1 protein-coding gene is annotated in these 291 nt (G+C 50.5%); it reads right to left on the bottom strand.

What is annotated here, in order from left to right; all coding sequences use genetic code 11:
- Positions 1 to 56 precede the first annotated feature (56 nt).
- The coding region (locus E1189_RS25185; protein WP_230460149.1) for a hypothetical protein at positions 57 to 291 on the bottom strand (235 nt) is incomplete at its 5' end.

The raw sequence follows: 291 nt of genomic DNA, 5'->3' as shown, positions 1-291 counted from the left end.
GCCATGTGTCTCCGGGTGAGGATGCTCTCCGTCACATCCACTGCTTCCCCCTTCTTTCAGGAAACCCGTTTCCTTCCCGGCTTGCGCATTTCAATACATGGTTGCGTGAGCATTACAGAGAGCTTCAGGCTCAAACTAAAGATGACAGGCCATTTTTCTGTGACCAGGATGGGTGCAACAAGCGTTTTGCTCAATTTGGTAATCTCATCAGGCACAAACGTATCCACACAGGAGACAGGCCCTTTGTTTGTGACAAGGACGGGTGTAATAAAGCCTTCACCGCATCCGGTG

It is taken from the genome of Parendozoicomonas verongulae (assembly GCF_009711465.1).
Classification (GTDB): domain Bacteria; phylum Pseudomonadota; class Gammaproteobacteria; order Pseudomonadales; family Endozoicomonadaceae; genus Sansalvadorimonas; species Sansalvadorimonas verongulae.
The sequence above is the reverse complement of the archived record's forward strand: the minus strand, read 5'-3'. Positions and strand labels throughout refer to the sequence as shown.